The organism is Amycolatopsis sp. SID8362 (assembly GCF_010550475.1).
Taxonomy (GTDB): Bacteria; Actinomycetota; Actinomycetes; order Mycobacteriales; family Pseudonocardiaceae; genus Amycolatopsis; species Amycolatopsis eburnea.
On record NZ_JAAGNB010001374.1, the window covers coordinates 1 to 4099 of the forward strand.

A 4099-nucleotide genomic window follows, 5' to 3' on the forward strand; every position below is an offset into this window, starting at 1 on the left:
GTGAATGACTCATTCATGTCGTCTGGTGACAGGAATGAGTCATTCACGGCGTCGGGACCGGCGCCGCCCGGGTGGGAGCAAGCTCACCGCGGCGAGGCAGGTCCGCCGTGTTGGGATGACAACGTGATCAGCGACCCGGCCACCTTCCTCCTGCTCGTGCTCGCCGGCGTGGGCGCCGGCCTCACCGGGGCCACCGCCGGGCTCGCTTCGCTCGTCTCCTACCCGGCGCTGCTCGCCGCCGGGCTGCCGCCGGTCGTCGCGAACGTGACCAACACCGTCGCCATGCTCGGCACCACCGCCGGAGCCGCCGCGGGTGCCCGGCCCGAACTCGCCGGCCAGCGCGCCCGGCTCGTCCCGCTCTGCCTCATCACCACCGTCGGCGGCGCGGCCGGCGGGCTCGTGCTCCTCTTCACCCCGTCGGACGCCTTCACCGCGATCGTCCCGTGGCTCATCGGCGGCGCCGCGGTGGTCCTGATGGCGGGCCCGCGTCTGCGCCGCCTGGCCGAAGCCGCCGAGCACCACGGCCTCAGCCCCGCCACCGGCGTCGCCGCGTTCTTCATCGGGGTCTACGGCGGCTACTTCGGGGCCGCCGCCGGCGTGCTCATGCTCGCCCTGCTCGTCTCCGTGTGGAGCCAGCCGCTCGCCCGGACGAACGCCGCGAAGAACCTGGTCACCGGGTCGGCGAACTTCCTCGCCGCGATCGTCTTCGCCTGCACCGGCAAGGTCGTCTGGCTCGCCGCGCTCGCCGTCTGCCTCGGTTCGCTCGGCGGCTCGTGGCTGGGCTCCACGCTCGTGCGGCACCTGCCGGCGACGCCGCTGCGGATCGGGATCGGGCTGGCCGGGCTGGGACTGGCCGTCGTGCTCGGCTGGCAGGCCTACGCCTGAAAGACTTTGCCGCTCTCGTGCTGACGGCACCCCCGCGGACAAGGCATGATCGGCGGGGTAACGGCGAGCAGGAGACCAGATGAGCATTGTCGGGACCCGGGTCGTCCGCCAGGAGGATCAGAACCTGATCACCGCGGGCGGCACCTACGTGGACGATTTGCGGGAGGAAGCGCTTTCCGGCGCCGCGCACGCGGTGTTCGTGCGAAGCCCCATCGCGCACGCGCGGATCGAGGGCATCGATGTCAGCGAGGCGAAGGCGGCGCCGGGGGTGCTCGGCGTGTTCACCGCCGCCGACCTCGGGCTCGGCGGGCACGCGGCCGGGCCGGTGCAGGAACCGTGGCTGGCCGACGGCGTCGTGCGCTACGTCGGCGAACCGGTCGCGCTCGTCCTCACCGAGGAGCGCTACCAGCTGGCCGACGCGGCCGAGCTGGTCGACGTCGACTACGACCCCCTCGACGCGGTCGCGAGCATCGGCGCCGCGCTGGCGGACGAGACGCTGCTGTACCCCGAAACCGGCAGCAACGTCGTGCAGGTCAACGGCGTGGCCGAGTTCGACGACGCGATCTTCGAGGGGTGCGAGGTCGTCGTTTCGCAGACGATCGTGAACCAGCGCGTCGCGCCCGCGCCGCTCGAAGTGCGCGGAGCTTCGTGCGCGTGGGGCGAAGACGGCAGGTTGACGGTCTGGCTCTCGACCCAGAACGCCCAGATCGCCCGGACGCAGCTGGCCGCGAGCCTCGGCGTCGGCGAAGAGAACGTCCGGGTCGTCGCCCCCGACGTCGGCGGCGGCTTCGGCGCGAAGATCGGCGCCGACCCCGAAGCGACCGTGCTGGGGTGGGCCGCCAAGGAGATCGGGCGCCCGGTGCGCTGGGTCGAGTCGCGCAGCGAGAACCTCACCGCGATGACGCACGGCCGCGGGCAGCTCAACACCGTGACGATCGGCGGGAAGCGCGACGGGACCGTCCTCGCCTACCGCCTCGACGTCGTCCAGGACGCCGGCGCCTACCCGCGGACGCTGTTCCTGCCGACGCTGACCGAGCTGATGGCCGTCGGCGTCTACCGGTTCCCGAAGGTGGAGACGCGCAGCCGCGCGGTCGTCACGAACACCACGCCGATCGCGGCCTACCGCGGCGCGGGCCGCCCCGAGGCGACCGCCGCGGTCGAGCGCGGGATGGACGTCTTCGCCGCGGAGATCGGGATGGACCCGGCCGAGGTGCGCCGGGTCAACTTCATCCGGCCCGAGGAATTCCCGTACCAGACGCCGACCGGCGCCTCCTACGACACCGGCGAGTACGCGGCGGCGCTGGACAAGGTCCTCGACGCCGCCGGGTACGCCGAGCTGCGGGCCGAGCAGAAGCGCCGCCGCGAAGCCGGTGACCCGGTCGAACTGGGGCTGGGGATCGCGGCCTACGTCGAGATCACCGGCGGCGACGCCGGTGGCGAGAGCGGCCGCGTCGACATCCACCCGGACGGCTCGGTCGTCGCGTGGACCGGCAGCTCGCCGCACGGGCAGGGGCTCGGCACGTCGCTGGCGATGCTGCTGTCCGACCAGCTCGGCGTCCCGCTCGACAAGATCACCGTCCGCCACGGCGACACCGACGAGGTGCCCAAGGCCGTCGGCACGTTCGGCTCCCGCTCGTTGCAGCTGGGCGGCTCGGCGATCCGGCAGGCGGCGGAGGAGGTCATCGCACAGGCGCGTGAGCTGGCGGCCGACCTGCTGGAAGCGGCGCCGGACGACCTCGAGCTGGACGCCGAACGCGGGGTCTGGCAGGTCCGCGGCGCGCCGTCCAGCACCGTGCTCAGCTGGGCGCAGGTGGCCGAAACGGCCGGTGAGGGCAAGCTGTCGGCCGACGTCTGGTTCGGCGGCGGCAAGCCGACGTTCCCGTTCGGCGCGCACCTCGCGGTGGTCGAGGTCGACACCGAGACCGGCAAGGTCGACCTGCGCCGGATCGTCGCGGTCGACGACGCCGGCCCGATCGTCAACCCGCTCACCTTCCGCGGCCAGCGCCACGGCGGGCTCGGGCAGGGGGCGGCGCAGGCGCTGATGGAGGTCGTCACCTACGACGAAGACGGCAACCCGACGACCGCGACGCTGGCGGACTACTCGTTCGTCACCGCCGCCGAGCTGCCGGACTTCGAGCTCGTCGACATGGCCACCCCGACCGACCGGAACCTGCTGGGCGTCAAGGGGATCGGCGAGGCGGCGACGATCGGGTCGACACCGGCGGTGCACAACGCCGTGGTGGACGCGCTTTCGGCGCGAGGTGTGCACCACCTGGACATGCCCACGACCCCCATCCGGGTCTGGGAAGCACTGGAAGAAGCTGGGAAGGGAAGCACGCGGTGAAGGTCTCGATCGAGGTCAACGGGCGGCCCGTGACCGAGGAGGTGCCGGACCGGACGCTGCTGGTGCACTTCCTGCGCGACACCGCCGGGTTCACCGGGACGAACATCGGCTGCGACACGACGTCCTGCGGCGCCTGCACGGTGCTGCTCGATGGCGAGTCGGTGAAGTCCTGCACGGTGCTGGCCGCGCAGGCCGACGGCCACGCCGTCACCACCGTCGAAGGGCTGGCCGAGCCGGACGGGTCGCTGCACCCGGTGCAGCGGGCGTTCCGCGAGCAGCACGGCCTGCAGTGCGGGTTCTGCACGCCGGGGATGATCATGGCGTCGGTGTCGCTGCTGAACGACAACCCGAAGCCGACCCGCGACGAGGTCCGGGCCGGGCTCGAGGGCAACCTCTGCCGCTGCACGGGCTACCACAACATCGTCAGCGCCGTGATCGACGCTTCGGGTCAGGAGGTGGACCGGTGATCCCCGCCGAATTCCGCTACGAGCGCGTGTCCACAGTGGACGAAGCGCTGGCCAGGCTCGCCGAGCACGGCGACGAGGCCAAGGTGCTGGCGGGCGGGCACTCCCTGCTGCCGCTGATGAAGCTGCGGCTGGCCGCGCCGGAGTACGTGGTCGACATCGGCCCGGTCGACGAGCTGCGGTACGTCCGGCTCGACGGCGACGACGTCGTGATCGGCGCCTTGTCCCGCTACCACGACCTCCAGCAGGACCCGGTATTGCAGGAGCACGCGCCCCTGCTGGCGCGGGTGTCCGGCGAGGTCGGCGACCGCCAGGTCCGCCACCGCGGCACGATCGGCGGCTCGCTGGTGCACGCCGACTCGGCGGCCGACCTGCCCGCGGCGGTGCTGGCGTCGGACGCGGTCCT

4 protein-coding genes are annotated in these 4099 nt (G+C 72.7%); all 4 read left to right on the top strand.

All coding sequences use genetic code 11. The features are described from left to right. Positions 1 to 123 precede the first annotated feature (123 nt). Positions 124 to 885, top strand: coding sequence for a sulfite exporter TauE/SafE family protein (locus G3I65_RS42295; protein WP_160701074.1), 762 nt, complete (start codon positions 124 to 126; stop codon positions 883 to 885). 79 nt (positions 886 to 964) lie between these two features. After that, positions 965 to 3229 (top strand): xanthine dehydrogenase family protein molybdopterin-binding subunit, encoded by a 2265-nt coding sequence (locus G3I65_RS42300; RefSeq protein ID WP_160701075.1) that lies wholly within the window; start codon positions 965 to 967, stop codon positions 3227 to 3229. Next, complete coding sequence (locus G3I65_RS42305; RefSeq protein WP_125315271.1) at positions 3226 to 3696, top strand: (2Fe-2S)-binding protein; 471 nt, start codon at positions 3226 to 3228, stop codon at positions 3694 to 3696. The genes G3I65_RS42300 and G3I65_RS42305 overlap by 4 nt, the downstream gene beginning before the upstream one ends. After that, on the top strand, positions 3693 to 4099 hold a 407-nt coding region (locus G3I65_RS42310), incomplete at its 3' end, for an FAD binding domain-containing protein (RefSeq protein WP_309235975.1). The genes G3I65_RS42305 and G3I65_RS42310, both read left to right, overlap by 4 nt.

What these genes read in the sequence shown, in the direction of transcription:
- G3I65_RS42300 (WP_160701075.1), top strand. Translation starts at nt 965, where the DNA reads ATGAGCATTGTCGGGACCCGGGTCGTCCGCCAGGAGGATCAGAACCTG.